The 18,540-nt window shown below is 41.1% G+C and carries 17 protein-coding genes, 1 tRNA gene and 1 pseudogene; 12 read left to right on the top strand and 7 right to left on the bottom strand.

Annotation, left to right across the window (positions count from 1 at the left end; all coding sequences use genetic code 11):
* Positions 1 to 36: 36 nt before the first annotated feature.
* From MA_RS28360 to MA_RS03870, 5 genes are all read left to right on the top strand, one after another.
* Positions 37 to 297, top strand: a complete 261-nt coding sequence (locus MA_RS28360) for a hypothetical protein (RefSeq protein ID WP_226990747.1) — start codon at positions 37 to 39, stop codon at positions 295 to 297.
* Positions 246 to 536 carry a GNAT family N-acetyltransferase gene (locus MA_RS28355; protein ID WP_248698076.1) on the top strand — a complete coding sequence of 97 codons (291 nt, stop codon included), beginning with the start codon at positions 246 to 248 and terminating at the stop codon, positions 534 to 536. The genes MA_RS28360 and MA_RS28355 overlap by 52 nt, the downstream gene beginning before the upstream one ends.
* A gap of 1,451 nt (positions 537 to 1,987) precedes the next feature.
* Positions 1,988 to 2,155, top strand: coding sequence for a hypothetical protein (locus tag MA_RS26500; protein WP_157860095.1), 168 nt, complete (start codon positions 1,988 to 1,990; stop codon positions 2,153 to 2,155).
* Between the two features lie 316 nt (positions 2,156 to 2,471).
* On the top strand, positions 2,472 to 3,065 hold the full coding sequence (locus tag MA_RS03875; RefSeq protein ID WP_011020785.1) for a DUF3267 domain-containing protein: 594 nt from the start codon (positions 2,472 to 2,474) through the stop codon (positions 3,063 to 3,065).
* A gap of 279 nt (positions 3,066 to 3,344) precedes the next feature.
* Entirely contained in the window at positions 3,345 to 3,968 is a 624-nt protein-coding gene (locus tag MA_RS03870) for a 4Fe-4S binding protein (RefSeq protein WP_048066132.1), read from the top strand.
* Positions 3,969 to 5,051: 1,083 nt separating this feature from the next.
* Here MA_RS03870 and MA_RS28140 read toward each other — a convergent pair.
* Complete coding sequence (locus tag MA_RS28140; RefSeq protein ID WP_048064954.1) at positions 5,052 to 6,068, bottom strand: hypothetical protein; 1,017 nt, start codon at positions 6,066 to 6,068, stop codon at positions 5,052 to 5,054.
* 314 nt (positions 6,069 to 6,382) lie between these two features.
* Entirely contained in the window at positions 6,383 to 7,063 is a 681-nt protein-coding gene (locus MA_RS03855; RefSeq protein WP_011020781.1) for a dienelactone hydrolase family protein, read from the bottom strand.
* Between the two features lie 341 nt (positions 7,064 to 7,404).
* Here MA_RS03855 and MA_RS03850 point away from each other — a divergent pair, with 341 nt between their 5' ends.
* The gene (locus MA_RS03850; protein ID WP_048064953.1) at positions 7,405 to 7,812 is read left to right on the top strand and encodes a PaaI family thioesterase; all 408 of its coding nucleotides are present in this window, start codon (positions 7,405 to 7,407) and stop codon (positions 7,810 to 7,812) included.
* A 130-nt stretch (positions 7,813 to 7,942) separates the two neighbouring features.
* On the opposite strand, the gene MA_RS03845 is transcribed toward MA_RS03850, so the two are convergent.
* From MA_RS03845 to MA_RS29620, 3 genes are all read right to left on the bottom strand, one after another.
* Positions 7,943 to 8,569, bottom strand: a complete 627-nt coding sequence (locus MA_RS03845; RefSeq protein WP_052279101.1) for a methyltransferase family protein — start codon at positions 8,567 to 8,569, stop codon at positions 7,943 to 7,945.
* A gap of 214 nt (positions 8,570 to 8,783) precedes the next feature.
* The gene (locus MA_RS28350; RefSeq protein WP_226990746.1) at positions 8,784 to 8,987 is read right to left on the bottom strand and encodes a GyrI-like domain-containing protein; all 204 of its coding nucleotides are present in this window, start codon (positions 8,985 to 8,987) and stop codon (positions 8,784 to 8,786) included.
* Positions 8,988 to 9,239: 252 nt separating this feature from the next.
* The gene (locus tag MA_RS29620; protein ID WP_342636702.1) at positions 9,240 to 9,428 is read right to left on the bottom strand and encodes a hypothetical protein; all 189 of its coding nucleotides are present in this window, start codon (positions 9,426 to 9,428) and stop codon (positions 9,240 to 9,242) included.
* A 599-nt stretch (positions 9,429 to 10,027) separates the two neighbouring features.
* On the opposite strand from MA_RS29620, the pseudogene MA_RS25020 reads away from it, so the two are divergent.
* Positions 10,028 to 10,351, top strand: a pseudogene (locus MA_RS25020) (transposase); the annotation flags it as partial.
* 57 nt (positions 10,352 to 10,408) lie between these two features.
* Here MA_RS25020 and MA_RS03830 read toward each other — a convergent pair.
* Positions 10,409 to 11,179, bottom strand: coding sequence for an inositol polyphosphate kinase family protein (locus MA_RS03830; protein WP_011020776.1), 771 nt, complete (start codon positions 11,177 to 11,179; stop codon positions 10,409 to 10,411).
* Positions 11,180 to 11,597: 418 nt separating this feature from the next.
* Here MA_RS03830 and MA_RS03825 point away from each other — a divergent pair, with 418 nt between their 5' ends.
* Both MA_RS03825 and MA_RS03820 read left to right on the top strand, forming a co-directional pair.
* Positions 11,598 to 11,864: a hypothetical protein gene (locus MA_RS03825; RefSeq protein WP_011020775.1), complete on the top strand. Its 267-nt coding sequence runs from the start codon at positions 11,598 to 11,600 to the stop codon at positions 11,862 to 11,864.
* Between the two features lie 433 nt (positions 11,865 to 12,297).
* Positions 12,298 to 12,708 (top strand): hypothetical protein, encoded by a 411-nt coding sequence (locus MA_RS03820; RefSeq protein ID WP_048066129.1) that lies wholly within the window; start codon positions 12,298 to 12,300, stop codon positions 12,706 to 12,708.
* Positions 12,709 to 12,852: 144 nt separating this feature from the next.
* Here MA_RS03820 and MA_RS03815 read toward each other — a convergent pair.
* Positions 12,853 to 12,924, bottom strand: a tRNA-Gly gene (locus MA_RS03815).
* A gap of 211 nt (positions 12,925 to 13,135) precedes the next feature.
* Here MA_RS03815 and MA_RS03810 point away from each other — a divergent pair.
* From MA_RS03810 to lysA, 3 genes are all read left to right on the top strand, one after another.
* Positions 13,136 to 14,878 carry an ATP-dependent DNA ligase gene (locus MA_RS03810; RefSeq protein ID WP_011020773.1) on the top strand — a complete coding sequence of 581 codons (1,743 nt, stop codon included), beginning with the start codon at positions 13,136 to 13,138 and terminating at the stop codon, positions 14,876 to 14,878.
* 94 nt (positions 14,879 to 14,972) lie between these two features.
* A complete protein-coding gene (gene polX / locus MA_RS03805; protein ID WP_011020772.1) occupies positions 14,973 to 16,739 on the top strand; it encodes a DNA polymerase/3'-5' exonuclease PolX in 1,767 nt (588 codons plus the stop codon).
* Between the two features lie 457 nt (positions 16,740 to 17,196).
* Positions 17,197 to 18,459, top strand: a complete 1,263-nt coding sequence (gene lysA / locus MA_RS03800) for a diaminopimelate decarboxylase (protein WP_011020771.1) — start codon at positions 17,197 to 17,199, stop codon at positions 18,457 to 18,459.
* Positions 18,460 to 18,540: the final 81 nt, after the last annotated feature.

The raw sequence follows: 18,540 nt of genomic DNA, 5'->3' as shown, positions 1-18,540 counted from the left end.
GCCTCTGAGTAAAAAAATCCCAACAAGGGAAAACAGGTGCATGAAATGAAATATGACATGGTTCCTATGTCCCCCGAAGACCGGGAAACTGTAATCAATATATTCAACCACTACATCGAAAATAGTTTTGCCGCTTACCCCGAAAGGAAAGTCCCCTACGAATTTTTTGATTTATTCCTCGGAATACAGCCGGATATCCCACTGTCGCCGCAAAGGATGAAAACAACAATCTCCTGGGTTTCGGGATGCTTCACCCGCACTCCCCGATGCCCACCCTGGCAGGAACCGCCGAAGTAACTTATTTCATCAGGCCCGAATTCACCGGAAAAGGAATTGGAGCTGCAATGCTCGGATATCTCCTTGCAGGAGCCAGGGAAAAAGGGTTTCACTGCATCCTTGCAAATATTTCCTCCCTCAACGACGGAAGCATCCGTTTCCACCTGAATCACGGGTTTGAGGAGTGTGGGAGGTTCCGTGAGGTGGGAAAGAAGAAGGGAAAGCTCTTTGATACGGTTTGGATGCAAAAATTGCTGTAAGAGCTGTAAAAGTGACTTTTTTGTAAAGAATAATAGGATCTGAAGATTATACAGGGGGAAGAAACCGAGTTAAAAATCAGATACCTTTCCTTAAATTTTTATCGGATCGGAATCAAAAACCAGATTAGAATCAGAAAAAATGTAAAACCAGACAAATTCGCCGGTCAACTTTTATTTTCGCCATTCTTTATCTTGAAGGACCGTACGAACAGGCCATCATTGGTTTTACATTTTGCCTTTATTTAACTTTCTGCCTTCTCCCTCAGATCATTCAGAATATGCAGCAGCATGTTATGCAGTTAAAGCAATTTCCGAAAAACAGAAATAGGAAGTCAAACAAGAAGAAGCAACCGCATTTATTTTTATAGCCGCATTTGTCTTTGTAATCACACTTGTCTTTGTAATCACATTTGTCTTTGTAATCACACTTGTCTTTGTAATCACACTTGTCTTTGCAATCACAGTCATTTTCAGAACATGCACTTGCCGAAGCAATTGTCATTGACAGTACAAAACAGACTAACACCAAGATAGCCAATGCTTTCTTAAATCCCATATATTTACACTCCCAGAATGTATTTTTTGATACGATTTTCAGGTCGTTGATCCAGTCCACTTTCAGTAGGGGCATGCACAGAATAAGTAATACTTTGCCAATCAATAATCGGATTTATTCCTTAATTAATCGGTAAAGGTTAATTCCATTCCCGCCTCATGAACCGATGGAAGTACTTTCACATTATACCAAAAAATTGTACCAACACGCAATTAGTATTTGAAAGATATAATAGATAGAGAAATATAAATTAGAAACGAATGTTATTTAAGAAATATATAATTCACGATATGCTTATTAAACAGGAATATATCCGAAAGATTGGTTTACAGTGAGATTTCACTGAGTAAATTAATTTTATTCAAAAGACGCTCAAGTTTAACAGAAAGATCTCCTGTAAAGGTTATAAAGGCCCCAAATTAAGAATATAGTACAAAAAAGATATTTTTACTGAATTATACTCTTTAAACAGGTTTTTTACACCATTATACGAAGCAGCACCTTATATTTTCCTGCTGGTTGCCGGCATCACCGGACACCGGAAAAATAAAAAACCAGAAAAAGAAAGGTTAAAAGAAAGCCCTTTATGGGAGGAGTGGATGCAAAAACCTCCGTGACCATTGTAACGATTTACTATGCCGAAGAATGACGTTTTTCAAAAAAACCTGACTTTTCAAAAAAATGATCTATCAAAAAAACAGATTTCTCAAAAACCCGATCTATCAAAAAAACCTGATCTTGCAAAAGCCCTTCACACTTCAAATTTTCCTGCCAGGACCTCCGGCAGATAAATTTATGTAAAATTCACTAACAAAAGTTATAATGTGGATAGACTGACTACCTCGGAAAAGACTTTCTTGGGCCTGGTTTTATTGATGGGGCTTGGAAAAGCGACATGATAGATTTCGACGTGAACCATCCGATCGTACAAAACTGGACCGGAGCAGGGGCAGCAATAATCCTTGCAGCTTTTTTCGGGTTCATCGCCATAAAACTTGCCAGACAAACCGGTTTTCCGGACATACGGGGCGACAGAATCTCTAACAAAGAGCGGTATATATAACCTGCGCTCCTGGATTTTGCTTTTGCCGTAATCGGAATCCTGATCAGCTGGCAATGCACCTGCCCGAGATCCATGTGGCTTTCCCCTTTTTCATTCCTGTTTATCCGACCGGCGGGATTTCCTTGAAATCCCGTATCATCGGATCCCTGTCGTGTTTCTGGTCTGGCTCATCTCCAATGTCATCCTGAAGGAAATATTGTTGATTTCCCTGATCGGTTCATTTACTTTTTCAATTGGTTCCATTGATATAGCCGAATAACTGATTGATATCAGTAATAGAAAAAAGGGAGAAGATATTATCCGGCTGAGCAACAAGGTGCCGAAAACAAATCCCGAAAGGAAATCGGAACTAATAGCCAGTGACTGGATACAGCTGCGTGAACCTCAAAACATCGTAAGCATCGGATTGTTAATGGTTCCCATAATGGCCTTAAGCGCCCTTGCAACCGTAAAAATATTCAATATATTTACAGCCTTTTCCCTCGCCGACTTCGGAATAACCTCGCATGGGCTATCCGCAACCATAAGCCTGAAAGGCTTTGCAGGTCTTATGGGGCTGCTGTTAAGTCATGAACTCTTGCACCTGATCTTCATTCCCAACTTTATAAGATCGGAGAAAACATATCTGGGGATTACTTACTACGGAGGGTATGTTTATTCGGAAGAAAGCCTGCCAAAGCTGAGGTACATTCTAATAACGATAGCACCTTTCCTAATTATTTCAGCAGCCCTGCCCTTAATCCTGGGGTTTCTGGGCCTGCTGACCCCAATGGCAAAAATCCTGATTTTGTTAAACTCCATGGGTTCCTGCATGGATGTGATGAACCTGGGCTTTGTCCTCAGCCAGGTCCCTGCAGCTGCATACATAACCTGCAACGGGACAGAGACCTACTGGAAAAGGAAGGAGTAAAGTTTCCAGGATGAGAGGGGGTCAAAACCGGGGACTATTTCAGCTTCTTTGCAGACCTGGTGAAGTTATATATCATTACAATATCCAAAATAATAGTATACAGGCAGCGCAGCCATTATCAGAACTCGCTTCTTCGGAAAGGAAAACTACGATATAACCTCTATTATGCGCATTTACGAGATGTTAAGAGCAGATTTGAAACGAAGAAGATTTGAAACGAAGAAGACTTAAAACAAAAAGGATTTGAAACAAAGAGAATGTAAAAATGAAAAAGTAAAAATGAAAAAACTAAGGGGTGGAGGTATGGAAGATCCGCTTGAATTCTTAAGAAACATCAAATCCGTTGCTGTTGCAACTGTGGATGATGGAAAACCGGCAGTCAGGATGAGCGATGTAATGCTGGTTGAGCATGAGAAACTCTATTTTCTCACGGCAAGGGGAAAACCCTATTACAGACAGTTAAAGAAAAATCCGGAAATAGCACTTGTCGGCATGGATAAAAACTACGTTATGGTCAGGGTCAGAGGAAGGATAGAATTCGTTGAAAACATTTTTCTGGAAAAAATATTTGAGATAAACCCGGTTCTTGACGAGATATACCCTGAAGATACAAAAGATATTCTGGAGGTATTTTGTTTATCCTCCGGAGTAGGGGAAATGTATGACTTATCCGGCATCCCTCCGAAACGTGAAAGATTCGCTTTCGGAGGGGCAAAAGTGGCAGAGCCGGGTTATAAAATTACAGAAAAGTGTACGGCCTGTGGGATATGTAAAGAATTATGCCCTTCAAGGGCTATCAGCAAAGGGGAAATCTATAAAATTGACGGGTCGATATGCCTGGAATGCGGGAGATGCGCAGAAAATTGTCCTTACGACGCAATCGAACCTCCATCGGGAATATAAATCCAGAAAAAAAGTAAAAATAAGGAAGAGAGAAGGAAGAAAAGAATGCAGAAAAAAGATTGAAAAAAATCTAAATTAATACCTATATATAGATGCTTAAACAATTTAGAAGATATGAAGGTAGGTACTTTTGAATTAGGAGCCATGGAAATAGGGCTCATAGTAATCACAATTCTTACATTACTTTTATGCATAGTCCAATTGGTGTAATCTCATAATCCAGATGAGAACCTGAAAATAGGTTTTAATTTATTCTTCAATCCTAGCTTATTTTTTACTCTGCTACAATATTACAATATTTCACTCATAAACGTTTTTTTACATGAATAACCCTTCCAGCCCCGTTTTTGTCTTAGCCTTACGAAAAGAAAGGGGCCAGCCGGCATCTTACTTTTGCCTTGTAGTCATTATATCCCGGAAGTTCCTCGCAGAGCAGCCTGTCTTCATACAGGTGCGGAAAAAGAAAGAAAAACAATTAACAGGGAAAGAAAGGATGAAGGTGACAGAAAAGACAGAAGTAACGAGCAGAGGCAAGGAGTAATGAGCAGAGGCATAGTCAATGAAATATATCGAGATACTTACTTGAAAATCACCTTTTTCCCTTTCCCTGTAAGAAAAACTGCTGATTTCATTGGAAAGCCACTGTACTTCACTGCGCAGGTCTACAACCTCTTTTGAAGAAGTTTCTTTTTCTTTGCCTATAAGAAGGTTTGCAAGGGCGGCCTTATAAAAAATCTGTGAATATTATAGCCTCGTGAAGACATTTAAGGTATCCCAGATGAATATATTTAGCCAGAGAACTGAATTTAAGATGAAAATCAAAAAAGTTCGTTTCTGATGAAAATAGCTCTATTGAGAATAGATTTGCAAAGAATAGGTTTGTTGAAGACAGGTTCTATCCAATGGGTCGGAAGAAAAACAAATTTTATTCAGGGAATTCTACAGCTGTTATAATGTAATTCAGAAATGAAAAAGGATGAACTGTGAATATGCAGATTCACAGCCCTTATTCCAGACCGAAGTTTGTAATGGAAACGAACTTGAATTAACCTGTCCATACAATTCTTTCGGTCACGCTATCGTTCACTCATTCATATTTCTGATTGTAGACCTTCTTTCAGTCGCGTTCAATGTAATGGGCTTGGCCACAACTCCAATCGCACCATCCATATTTTTGATCACAATGATCTTTCCGGTTGTGTTGTACGCGGCCTTGTCCATTTCCATCGTTTTATCCATATTTCCGATTACAGCCGTATCTCCATCCATCTCGACCATATCATCCATGTCTTCTTCCATTTCGGTCATGTTATCCATAGTTTTGATTACAAGCATTTTTCCGGTCATATTACATGCCGTGGATTCAGTCATGTTATCCGTGTCTTCGGCTATCCAGGTCATATTACTCATTTTTTCGGCTATTTCTTTCATATCGCCCATATTCTTGATTATAATCGCTTTTTTGGTCATATCACCTGTTATGGTTCCGGTCATGTTTCCGGCCATGAGTACGGTCATGTTATCCGCACCCTCGATAGTCTTATTCATTTCTGTCATGTTGCACATCATGGTTCCAGTCATATTTCCGGCCATGAATACGGTCACGTCACCTATGCCTTCGGTCATGTTACCCATGTCTTCAGTCATGTTATCCATTTTTCCGAAAATAACCACGTTTCCGGGCATACTATCCGTTTTTCCGACTATAACCGCCTTTTCGGTCATATTACTTAGATCTTTGATCAAAATCATTTTTCCAGTCACAGTACACGTTATCTCTTCAGTAGCGTTGTCCGCCTCGGTAGCGTTGTCCGCCTCGGTAGCGTTGTCCGCCTCGGTAGCGTTGTCCGCCTCGGTAGCATTGTCTGCCTCGGTAGCATTGTCTGCCTCGGTAGCGTTATCCGCCTCGGTAGTCTTATTTATTTCTTCGATCACAGCAGCGTTACCGGTCATATTACACGTAATGGTCTTAGCAATATTTCCGGTCACGATCAGATTTGTGCTATCCATGTCCTCTTCCGCGTCTGTCTGCGCTTGCACGGATACGATGGACAGGGCTAGACATAAAGCTATCAGAGAAACTATTAGTTTCACTTTCATTCTATACCCCCATACACGAATTTGGTCTTCTGACCAGTTGAATAAATAATCCCCTATTAAATAAAAGTAGGTTTAATAAAAACCAATTTAATAATAAATGGAGAATTTATAAATACTTAATCTCTATTTAACTATATGGAGGGTTAGTCAGCTTTTCACAATCAGTAAGCACTTTTGAAGCCAGAACTATTAAATGGAAATTAAATATTGAGCTTTAATAAAGAACGGTTGAACAGAAATAACAGTTGAACAAAAACCTGAAGGAAAAAAATATAAAACTTATAAAAGATAGTAGCCCGGAAGGCGTAAAGGACTCATTTTAAGTAGTCTTCAATCCAGCTCTTTACTTCTTTATACACTTCATCTGATACTTCTGCTAAATCATGCCCTGCCCCTTCGTATATCGTGAGTTTCTTCGGTTCATGAGCCAGAAAATATGCGTATACCGAACTCCCTGACAGCAGTGTTTCATCCTTATCCCCATGGATCAAGAGCGCTGAAACCCCTTCGGCAAGATTGGAGATCGGGCTAATTCCGAGACTCTGAGTGGAAAGAATGACTATGGTTTTTACAGCGCTCTCGTTATGCGCAGCCTGAACGACCACAGCACCTCCAAAAGAATGGCCTATCAGCCCAAACCCGGAAATGTCCTCACCTTTTAAAAATTCAATTCCTACAAGCACATCCATAGTAGCTTCTGCCAGATCGGTAGGATACCTGAATCTGATCCTTAGCGAACTTATTCCGGAATCCAGCAAATCCACACACAAACGGGGATAAAGACCATCTGCAGGAGTGTCAAAACCCCCTCCTATCCCTCCGACCATAATCACCGCTTTGCTCGCTCCTTCTGCCGCATAGTAACGGCATTCCACCCTTCCACGATCTGTTTCGATCATAACGGTTTTAAATCCGTCTCCGGTTTCTTTTTTAATTCCCAGTATATTGGTTTCCAGCAATTCAACCCCAAGTTCGGATCTCTTCCTCCCATCCATAAACGTATCTAAAACTCCGGCTTATTAGACGCTTACGAGTAGTGTAAAATTACTTAGTAATAAGTAGTGAAATTAGTATTAAAAAGCGAAACAAGTAGTGAAATTATCATTAAAAGGCAAAACATGAAACGCAGTTTCAAAATCAAAAGTTTGACTGAAATCTGTATTAAAAGGAATTCAAAAGTAACTGGAGTTTGAAAACAAATTAGAGAAAAACGTGAATAGGCTTTCGAACGAAAGAGAAGAAAATGTGTTTCCGAGTTTAATTCGAAAGGCATAACTTTAATTAAAAATATAGCAAATGGGAAGTGACTTTACTGATAATTACCGGAGTCGCTATTATGGAAGACCTCAAACGTTTTTTTAAAAAAGATAAGTTTGCCGCACATGCAGGAATAGAACTGCTGGAAGCTGCTCCAGGCTATGCAAAAGCCACGCTGGAGATAGAAGAAAAACACCTTAATGCTTTAAGGGCAGTGCAGGGAGGCGCAATATTTACCCTTGCAGACCTTGCTTTTGCCGCAGCTTCAAATGCATACGGAATTGCTGCAGTTGGAATCAATTCAAACATCTCTTTTGTAAAAGCTGCAACAAAAGGGACTCTCACGGCCGAAGCAAAGGAAACTTCAATAAATCCTAAAATCGCCACATATACTGTGAACGTCACGGATGATGCAGGAGACCTCGTGGCAATATTTCAGGGAATGGTTTACAGGAAAAAATTTACACTTGATTTTTCGGATATTTAAACCCATAAATTGTGGGGATTCTGCTGAAAATAAGTACCTGGGAAATAACTTATTTTCAGCCGGAATCGATACTTTTCAAAAACAGGCCATCTCTAAATCCAGTACAGAGCCATTTTTCCCTATAACGTCCTCACCAGACAAATGGCAAGAGGCGGTACTTTACCTTTTTCGTGTATTCCTTGTATCCTGTAAGCTCCTCGTAGAGCAGCCTGTCTTCAAAATATGTGCGAAAAACAAAAGCAAAAGCAAGTAATATTACAGGGATCAGCCCGTAGAGAGAACCGATGATAAACGGAGAGCAACCGTAAAACAGAATCATTCCGGCATAACCCGGATGCCGGATAATCGCATAAGGGCCCGTGGAAACAACCCTGTGCTCTCTTTCCATCTGAACTCGGACTGTGGTTTCAAAAAACTTGTTTTCAACCATTGCCCATACCGCAAATGCCCAGCCCACAACGAAAATTATCACGCCTACCACTAAAAACCCTATCCCGATGCTGGAAAGATGTAATCTCCCTACATCGAGCCCGCAAACAATAAACATTGAGAAAAGAAACACGAAATAGAGCACTGCAAACACCTTATCCCACCACTTCATTTTTCCCCAATTAGTTTCACTCCGTGCTCTTATGATCTCAGGGTTGAACCTGAGGAAAATTACCGTATTGAAGAGAAACGAAACAAAATAAATGGCAAAGAAAAACCATGCCCTTGGCAGGTCGATCCGCCCGGCTGAAAGAAAAAACACTACCATAAATAATAATAAGCCTGCGATAACCTGCGACGCTCGTCTGGCAAACGCCTTCCAAAACTCCACGTCCTTTTCCACAACCTTGACCCAAGGAAAGAATACTATTTTGATGCTAAAAAAGATTTGGATGGTTAAGTATAGGATTCGGCAGGAGAGATTACAATTGTATTTCTTGAAAAAAAGATAACTGCTCCAGGTTTCTGGAGCAACGCATAGATTACCTCTCTCTAACTTGAATCTGGGTCTCAGTCGTAAGCTCCTCTTCAGGAACTTCTGCAGGATCGCTGAAGTAAAGTTCCCTGCTGGGACCGAAAGTTTCCAGATTATTTTCTTCGAGATATGAGAAGACCCGGTTGTAAACGGCTTCAACTCCGGGATACGGACCCCGATAGATAACAGAAACTACTCTTGCGGCAGGCATGGCTCTAATCCCATTTTCGGATCTTCGACTGAAAATCTGCCTGAAACCGGAAGGGCAACCTCAATCTCGGCGTCAGTTTCTTTGTATTCCTAGTCGTGGCAAATGAACATAGTAGGACCTGTGACTTTTACCCTGTTCCGCTGATTTTCAGGACCGCTGATGCATGCACATATCTCGCCTATGAGTTTTCCTATAGTTACTGCAAATGTTCCCTTCTCACGTTTGCTTACTGCTCTAATTTCCGGGATTTCCTTAATAATGGATTCTGTTAACAGACATACTGAATAACTCCATAATTTTTTTATTATGCTCGCAGGCGCCCTGCAAGATGCCTTCAATCCTCTGCAGTTTCCCAATTTCGGCTCTCGTTTCTTCAAGTTTCTTCCTGAAGCATTCTCCCATCTGCTTGAACTCTCCCTTACTTTCCGCATCCAGAAGCATGGAAATCTCCTCCAGAGAAAAACCCAGGAGCTTAAGGTTTTAATTTTCATTCCTTTTTCCAGTTGAGAAACAGTATAAAACGATACCCGGTAAAAGGGTCCATTGCCTCCGGAACAAGTATCCGGTCATATAGCCTGAGAGCTTTTTGCAAGAGGCGGGTCATGAAGGAAAACTTACCAATTGGAATTTGATCGACTGACATCTTGCTCAACCCATAAATTGTCCTGAAATTAGATAAACTGACTTACTTTTCCCTGGGGAAAAACTCATGTAAGTAACCGCAGATGATAAGTGCTTATCCGAGAAGTAAAAAAACACATTTAAGAGTAATTTTGATTAGTAGCGAAACGAAAAAACGAACACAATTACGAGATATCTGACGAATTCTGGAATAAAACCAAACAATTGTTACTTCTTCCCAAACCCCAAAAGAAGCCTGGAAGACTTCAAAAGCTTGTAAAAAGGACTTTAAATGACATTATTTTTAGGACTTACGCGGTTGAAACGAGAAATCAATAACATCAAACATTTTTCAGATTAATTCTCATATATGACTACAATGCTATTGTGCTTGATTTTTGATCTCAAGTGCGTAACTTCTAATTTTTAAAAAACCTTCTCCAGATAATGTTATTCAGAATATGTGTGTGGACAGAGGATATGACTTTCTTGATATCGGAGAATTGGTTAAAGAATACAGTTATAATGCCCGTATCAAAAGTAGGGGAGAGGTAAACATAAGAATGGAAATACAAGGTTTTAAGGCAAGAAAATAGGTTGTGGAAAGGTCACATTCCTGGTTAAACAGATTCAGAAGACTCATTATAAGATGGGAAAAGAAAATTGAGAATTACCTTGCTATGCTTCATTTAGCATGCATACGGATAACATTTAGAGTAGCAGGAATTTCGATAAGCTCTTAACGTGAATTAATAACCACTCGTGTAACTTTTCTGTGTGACCGGTTTTATTTTTACCTCTTATTCGGCGGCACAACTTTTAAAAAAAGCAATAAGTGCATTTATTCCTTCATTAAAATTTTCTTTATATTTTTGGAACAGTTTATTATTCACATCGATGGGATGCGCTAAATCAATCAATTTTGCACGTACATCCTCTGGATGCTGAAGATCGATTACAATCAGGATACTAGATGCGATAAATGTTTTTTGACTTTGCTCCATTTTCTTTTTAATCAAATCAAGTTGACATATAATACTTCTTAACACGGGATCTTTATCCACATTTATTCTATCAAGTTGTTTCCTCAGGAATATCTCGGAATTTCGACCTACTTTTGCCCTATTTCCATCATTTACGGGAATAAAACGCCATCCTCGAGTAGAAGATTTAGTGTAACTGTCATAAAGCTTCATCTTTACTTCTTTAAAAAAAGCCCCAGCTCGACTTTTTTCCCCGGACTCCAAGAGTTGAGCTCTCGAAGCTGTACTTTTCCCTATTTTTATATCCAGAGCCACAAGTGATTGCGCCTGGATACCGTAAAACAAGTTCTTCATTATTACAGCATTCTCGCCCATATCACTTACTTCTTGATTATCCTTACGTGTTCGCTCTACAGCAGGTATAATCTCTCGAAGCTCACCTTGACTGGCATAAATCTCATATTCTTTTTGATTTGTCCTCTTTGCTATTTTCCTGCCCTCATCGATTTTTCGAAAATTTTCAGCATGTCCTGCCATTAGAATGAGATTTAAGGACTGTTCCCCAACAGATCCAGACTTTGCTCCCATAATATCATTTCTCGCTCAAGGTTGACACTATTAGAGTTGGTTGTAGTCGATGTTATTGTTTATTATTGTTTGTTTATTATTCAACTGCTTCATCTGAATATCTTCAACCTGCTTGGAGCCTACACTAAAAGTTCAGCAAAAAGAAGCGAGAGTGAAATCATTAAAAAAGAACTATGCACATAAGAATCTTCTATGAAATACATGAACCTTGCTACAAATAATATTAGAATTACGGCGGGAAAGACCGGTATCCAGCTCACCGTTTGATGAGGGACAGCTTAATCAGGACTGAGAATTAGAACCTCAAGCTAAAGCCTGCAGGAGCCAGGAAGATTGTTAATGAGTTTTCCAACATGCTGAATAAAAAGTAAGTTACCAGGGTAAAGAAAGCAAACTGAGTTATGTTATCTTTCTCAAGATGAGAGAATTAGCCAATTATTCTACAAGTAAAAAGGGAAAACTGGATTTAGTTAAGTCTGAATATGGGATTGAGAGAATTGCTTCTCAAGAGATCAGGCAAAAAATCCTGAGCATTTCTTATGTTGAGCGGAAGAAATTAGGGTTTTCTAAGGGAATTTTGCATAATATGAAACAGAACGCCAAGTCAGATAAACCGTTTAGTCTTAACGCTCATGTTCTGGAAAAGGTAAATAAATTGGAAGCATTGGTTTCAGGCCGAAAGTAAAAATATGTATGATTGCTTGTAAAATGTAAAAATGAGCTTTGCAGGCTGTCTCAAAACTAAAGTTAATTCTACAATTGTGTCAAATTTTTCTACTACAAGGTTAATTCATGTATAAATTTCTCTAAGTTAGGTGGTCTTGTTTTTAAATTCAACGTTGCTCATTATCCAATTGTAGAAATGGTTTGAGTTTTGAGACAGCCTGTTTGTAGAAAACTTATAATTAATCTTACGAATCAGAGTACAAAAAATTTGACTTTCTTTAGATAAATTTTGAAAAAAGAGAAAAACTATTTTTTAGAGATCACTCAAGGGTTCTTCCAACTCAAAGGTTTCTACTTAAGTATTTTTTTGAGATTTAAAGAATTTAGGCACACGGAATATTAACTACAGATGCAGTAGATAATTAATATATTTTAACTACATGAGTAGTAGTATGAAGCAATACAAAACTATCAGACTTTCTAAAAGTGTATTTTCAGACCTGAAAGCTTTGCAAAAAAATGGTGAATCGATTCCAGATACCATCAGAAGACTCAATAACGATTACTCTGATTGTGCTGAAGAAATTCAGTACAGATATGCAAGAGATATAATGAATGATGGATCGTTTATTCAGTACATCTCCATCACTGCGTGTGATAATAGTAGGTATGGTTTACGATATGCTGAATATTTCATGACGATAGGAGAAGAGATGAACGATATTGTTAGGCTTCCAAAAGACGTTCTTGATGAAATCAGTTGGATGCCACAACACCCAGACGAAATATTCAATACTACTATGTTCACATTAATATCTATAGAGAAGGCTTTGATGGAATGGAATGAAAAAGACAAAAAATAAAAACTAATATTATACTTCTAGTTGCTAAAACTTCTATAACCGTAATTATTTTTGGTGAGCTAACTTTTAAAAATAAACTATTGTGCACTATTAATACAAAACAGCGTACAAAAAATTTAAGAAACCTATATCCCTTCACAGAAATGCGACTGCCGGGATTCGAACCCGGGTTCTAAGCTTGGGAAGCTCAGGTCATAGCCACTAAACCACAGTCGCAAACTGTCTTAAGGAACTGCTGTGTACTCTTCTCATGCATCTTTTAGATATTAAATGTTTCGGTAAAAGGGAGGAGGATACCGAAGAGTACTGGTTATCCCGTACTGGAAGTGCAATCTGTTTCTGAAAATTAAGGATGCAAAGCGTAAAGACCGGAGCAGGGAATAGTAATTGGGGGAATTTCAAACCGCTTTTGTGGAGAAAGAGGGCAATGGTGCGGTTTAAGGAGCTTGCCGAGCTTTTTGAGGAGCTCGAACGGATCACGTCCCATAAGGAAATCGTAAGGAAGCTTGCAGGATTTTTTGGGGGACTTAAAGGGGACGAGGTAAAGGATAGTGCCTATCTTTTTCTTGGGAGCATAGGCCCTGCCTTTGAGAACACAACTTTAGGGATAAAAGATAGGCTTGTTACAAGAGCCATCGCAGGAGCCTATGGAGTTTCCGAAGAAGAGGTCAAAAAGCGATATGCAAGGGCAGGAGACCTCGGAGATGTAGCTTTTGAGCTGAGTAAAAAAAGAGAAGCTTCACTGACAATTGAAGAAGTTTTCAAAAGGCTGAGACAGATAAAAGAAGCCTCAGGGAAAGGAAGCCAGGAGAAGAAGACCGGGCTTCTTTCGGATATCCTGCAGAAGGCCACACCTGAAGAAGGGAAATACATAATAAGGATTGTACTCGGGAGGCTCAGGCTGGGATTTGGAGACCAGTTTTTACTCGAAGCCTTTTCAATTGCCTTTACGGGAGATAAAAAGCATGCAGGAAAAATAAAAGAAAGCTACAGTGTCTGCACGGACATCGGAGAACTTGCACAAACCCTTGCAGAGCATGGAGCCGGGGCTCCAGGGTATTTCTCCATAAAACCGGGAAGACCTGTGAAATCAATGCTTGCTCAGCGTGTTGAAAGCTTTGAAGAGCTTGAAGAAAGGATTAAAGGGAAAAAAGCAGCCGAGGAGAAATACGACGGTGAGAGGGTGCAGATCCACAAAGCCGGAGACGAGATTAAAGCTTTTTCCCGCAGGCTTGAAGACATCACTGCCCAGTACCCGGACATTATAGAAGCTGTAAGGGAAAGTATCTCTGCGGACACAATCGTGCTTGACGGGGAAATCGTTGCATATGCCGAACTGGAAAAAGAGAATACCCGGATAGAAGAGTTCTACCCGTTTCAAAACCTGATGCAGAGGCGTAGAAAATACGAGGTTGAAAAGTACAGGGAAAAATGCCCCGTTGCGGTATTCTTTTTTGATATCCTTTACCTCAACGGAGAATCCCTTCTGAAGAAAACCTACCCTGAAAGAAGAGCTCTCCTCGAAGAGCATGTTAACGGGTCAGGAATAGTGCACCTCACCAGAAGAACTGTTACGGAAAATATAGAGGAGCTTGAGGACTTTTTTAACGAAACTGTCGAAAAGGGGCTGGAAGGAATTGTGGCCAAATCCATGAGCAGCAACTCTGTCTACGAAGCCGGGAAAAGGAGCTGGCTCTGGCTCAAATGGAAACAGGAATACTCCGAAGGCATGAGAGAAACCTTTGACCTTGTGGTTGTAGGGAGCTATTACGGAAAAGGGAAAAGGAAAGGCTCCTTTGGGGCACTCTTATGTGCAGTCCTGAACGAAGAGGAACAGCAATTTGAAACCTTCACAAAAGTAGGTACGGGTTTTACTGAAGCGGATGCTGAAGAAATCAACAGCCTGCTTTCAGCCCACACGGTAAGTGAAGCTCCAAAGAATGTCATCATAAAAAAAGGGATGCTTCCTGATATCTTCATAGAACCGGCAGTTGTTATTGAAGTCCTCGGCTCGGAGATCACAAACAGCCCGGGGCATACTGCGGGAGAAGGGGAAGAAGAAACAGGGCTTGCACTGCGTTTTCCCCGCTTTTTGCGTATAAGGTATGACAGAGCGCCCTTTGATGCCACGACGGTCAGGGAAATAAGGGATTTGAAGGAAGGAATTTGAAAGCCGGCCTGGGAATCAGAGACAAATAAAGCAAAAAGGACGAAAAAGAAGTATAAAACCATTAAGGGGTAGTGAGCTAAGGAGTAGGAAGCTATTGAGAAACCGCGAGATTGCCGAATTGTTATACGAAACTGCTGACATTATGGAGTTCCAGCAGATAGAGTGGAAACCGCGAGCCTACAGGAGGGCAGCTCAGAATATCGAAAACCTCGGAGAGGACATCGAGAAAGTCTATGAGAAGAAGGGGAAAAAAGGACTGACAGAAATTCCGGGGATTGGGGAAGCCATTGCTGACCATATAGCCGAATACCTCGAAACCGGAAAGGTTAAAAAATTCGAAGACCTGAAAGGGAAAGCCCCTTCAGGCACCACCGAGCTTATGGAGATCAGAGGGCTTGGAGCAAAAAAGACAAAAAGGCTTGCTGATGAGCTCAAAGTAAAAACTATTCCGGACCTGAAAGCTGCGGTTAATGCGCACAGGATCAGGAGGCTTGAAGGCTTCGGGGAGATAAGTGAAGAAAATATTGCCCGATCACTTAGAAATTACGAAAAAAGCCACTCCAGAATGGCGCTTGGAAAGGTACTCCCACTTGCCGAAGAGATTATATCTGCCCTCAAAACTACCCTGAAAACCGAACTCGGGAGCAAAACCCCGGAAATCGACTTCTCAAAGCTCATCTACACAGGTTCCCTGCGCAGACTGAAAGAGACGATAGGGGATATCGATATCCTTGCAGAAGCAGAAGGAGAACAGGTGGGGAAGGTAATGAATGCCTTTGTTTCCCTCCCTGCTGTTGGACAGGTAGTCTCAAAAGGTAACACAAGAAGCAGCGTGATCCTCAAAGAAGGACTGGAAGTGGACCTGAGGGTTGTTCCTCCTGAAAGTTACGGGGCTGCGCTTCAGTATTTCACGGGTTCAAAGGAGCACAACATAGAACTCCGGAATATTGCCCAAAGAGAGGGTTACAAGCTTTCAGAATATGGACTGTACGAAAAAGCTTCGGGAAAACAGGTTGCAGGAAAAAGTGAGGAAGAAGTCTACAGGAAACTGGGACTTGAATACATCGTACCCGAACTCCGAGAAAACCGGGGAGAGATTAAGGCTGCAATAAAAAAAATCCTTCCAAAACTTATAGAAGCAAAAGACCTCAAAGGAGACTTCCATCTGCATACGGACTACAGCGAAGGAAGGGCCAGCCTTGAGACAATGGTGAAAAAAGCCGAAACTATGGGGTACGAATATATTGCCGTTACAGACCATTCGCGCTCCCAGAGAATTGCACACGGAATGGAAATCGATACTCTGAAAGCACAGTGGGAAGAGATCAAAAAACTGTCAAAACGCTTCAAAATAAAAATCCTCCGAGGTTCCGAGGTCGAGGTTCTTAAAGACGGGAGCCTTGACTACCCGGATGAAATCCTTAAAGAGCTCGATATCGTGGTCGGAGCCGTGAACTCAGGTTTTTCCTCTTCGGAAAGAGAGATGACAGGAAGAATTGTCACCGCTCTTGAAAACAGGCACCTTGACATACTTGCCCACCCTTCAGGCAGGCTGCTCGGGAAAAGGGAGGCTTATGCGGTTAATTTCGGAACGGTCTTTGAGACGGCAGCGGCAAACGGGAAGGTAATGGAGATCAATAGCCAGCCCTCAAGGCTGGACCTTAACGACGAGCTTATCCTTAGGGCAAAAGAGTATGGGCTGAAATTCTGTATTTCAACAGACAGCCATTCCATGTCGGACCTTGCTTCCATGCGCTACGGGCTTGGGCAAGCGAGGAGGGGCTGGCTTGAAAAAGAAGATGTTGTGAATACCTACCCATACTCCAGGCTCAAGGAAGTTTTCAAAAAACTCCGGGATTGAGAAGGAAAATGAAAAAAAAGCTAACTTCGCCAGTCCAGATGTAGCCGGTATATCAGAAACTTATGTTGGCTCTTCGCTATTTCCTGTGGGTTAGAAATATTTGCATAGTTATAAAGTAGCTAAGCCAAAAAGAGAAATATTGAGCTTGAATGTGATTTTCAACGGCAAATGTACCTAAATTTTATAGATGTTCTTTCGATATTTAGGAGGTGGATTTAAGTTACCCACTCGAAACAGCGAAGAGCCCTTATGTTAAATAACAGAAACTTAACGTTTGTTTGAGACAATGTGATCCGTTTCTGTAAATCAATACTTTTTCAGGACAGTATAAGAAATAGAGGAAAAACTAATAAAGGAGTAAAAATTCAATTTGATACAAAACTGATTAAACAAAAATCGATTAAAAAAACCGATTAAAAAAACCGATTAAACAAAAATCAGGTAAAAGGTTAAGATAATGGTTTCAAAGGACCTTCCCTTCACAAAAGAAGAAATACTGAAAATAACGGAAAAATATCCCACTCCCTTTCATATTTATGATGAGAAAGCCATCAGGGAAAACGCCAGAAGAATGAAATCAGCCTTCAAAGACGTCCCCGGCTTTAAGGAATTTTTTGCTGTAAAAGCCCTACCCAACCCTTTCATTCTAAAAATCCTCAAAGAGGAAGGCTTCGGGGCGGACTGCAGTTCCCTGCCGGAACTGATCCTTGCGGAAAAAGCAGGGATGACCGGCGACGATATTATGTTCAGTTCCAATGATACGCCAGCTGAAGAGTTTGCAAAAGCAAAAGAGCTTGGCGGCTTTATCAACCTTGACGACATCAGCCACATCCACTACCTGGAAAAGGCTGCAGGGCTTCCGGAAATCGTCTGCTTCAGGTACAACCCCGGCCCTCTCAAGGAAGGAAACGCAATCATCGGAAAACCCGAAGAGGCAAAATACGGTTTTACGCGGGAACAGATGTTTGAAGGGTACAGAGTCCTCAGGGACAAAGGTGTAAAGCGCTTCGGGATGCACACAATGGTTGCTTCGAACGAACTTAACTCCGACTACTTCGTCGAAACCGCGAGGATTCTCTTCGAACTCATTGTGGAAATCTCAAAGGAACTTGGAATCCAGTTCGAATTCGTAAACCTGGGAGGTGGAATAGGCATCCCCTACAGGCCCGAACAGGAGCCGGTATCCCTCGAAGCTGTAGCAAAAGGCGTAAAAGAAGCTTACAATGCTACCATAACAGCTAACGGGCTTGCTCCCCTCAAGGTCTACCTTGAATGCGGAAGGATCATCACAGGCCCCTACGGTTACCTTGTCTCACAGGTCCGGCATCTGAAAAGCACGTACAAGGACTATGTGGGCATGGACTCCTGCATGTCAAACCTGATGCGGCCGGGTATGTACGGGGCATACCACCATATAACCGTCCTCGGGAAAGAAAACAAGCCCCCTGTCCATAAATACGACGTAACCGGCTCCCTCTGCGAAAACAATGACAAGTTCGCAATCGACCGGATGCTCCCTGAAGTAGAAGTAGGAGACATCCTGGTGATCCACGACACCGGAGCCCACGGACATGCCATGGGATTCAACTACAACGGAAAACTTCGCTCTGCCGAACTACTGCTGAGAGAAGACGGAAGCGTTGTGCAGATCCGCAGGGCAGAGACCATCGAGGACTACTTTGCAACCCTTGATTTTGAGCAGTTGAAAAGTTTCAGATGAACGATTTCTTGGTTAAATATAAGAAAAAAATATTGAAGAAAAAAATAGTGAGAGGCGGAGCTAATTTCTTTCGTATCTGTC

Origin of the sequence: Methanosarcina acetivorans C2A (assembly GCF_000007345.1) — an archaeon.
In the GTDB taxonomy this organism is placed as follows: Archaea; Halobacteriota; Methanosarcinia; order Methanosarcinales; family Methanosarcinaceae; genus Methanosarcina; species Methanosarcina acetivorans.
The sequence above is the reverse complement of the archived record's forward strand: the minus strand, read 5'-3'. Positions and strand labels throughout refer to the sequence as shown.